1 protein-coding gene is annotated in these 921 nt (G+C 57.7%); it reads right to left on the minus strand.

Annotation, left to right across the window (positions count from 1 at the left end; translation table 11 throughout):
* Positions 1–134: 134 nt before the first annotated feature.
* The coding region (locus tag ACTHUR_RS12420; RefSeq protein WP_440398787.1) for a DMT family transporter at positions 135–921 on the minus strand (787 nt) is incomplete at its 5' end.

Genomic DNA, 921 nt, shown 5'->3' on the forward strand with positions numbered 1-921 from the left:
GTTGGAGGCAGGGTGTCAAATTTTTAAATCGAACACTGAACCGAGACCATAATCTTACCCTGCAATAAGATTATGGCCGGCAACAGCTTGGCAATCGCAACCCCATCGCCCAAAATCCGAGTATTTACCCAACTTCAGACGGCCCTCTGCCCGTACCGCATCAGCGTCATGCCGCCGACTGCCGCCGCACAGCCCGCAACCAACGAAATATGCAGCGGTTCGCCCAAAAAACACGCCGAAGACAGCACACCGAAAATCGGCACAAGCGTAATATACGCCGCCGCGCTGCCTGCACCCAAAGTCTTTACGCCTTCGAAATACCACGCATAGGCCAATACCGTCGCACCGATGACCAGCCACGCCAAGGCCGTCCAACCGCGCCCATCCATTGCCGCTATCGCCTCAAACGGTATTCCGTCCGTCCACAACGCCACCACCGACAACATCAACGCACCAATGAACGACGTTGCCGTCGTTACCGTCAGCGCATCTATCCCGCGCAAAACCGCGCGACCGATTAAGGTATAAGCCGCCCAACAGACCACGCAGCCGAAAATCAGCCACTCCCCCGCCTTGATGCCGCCCGACAATACCGTCAACGGCTGCCCTTGCGTTACCACCATAATGGCACCGCCGACCGCCAGCAGCATACCCGCCAAAATCTTCGCGTTTAGACGCTCGCCGAAAAACCAAGTTGCCAACAGCAGCGTCAACACAGGATTCACCGCCACGACCACCGCCGCCTTGCCTGCCGGCATAGTCTGCAAACCCAGCATAAAAAACACCGCATAGCCGCACACGCCGACGGAAGCGGCTGCCGTCAAACCCAGCCATTGCCGCGCCGACAAAGCCGCCAAAGTCGCGAACCTACTGCGCGCAAACAACCAGCCCAACAACAAAACCGAAGCCAAGACAAACCGA

Source organism: Neisseria sp. P0021.S007, from assembly GCF_051956855.1.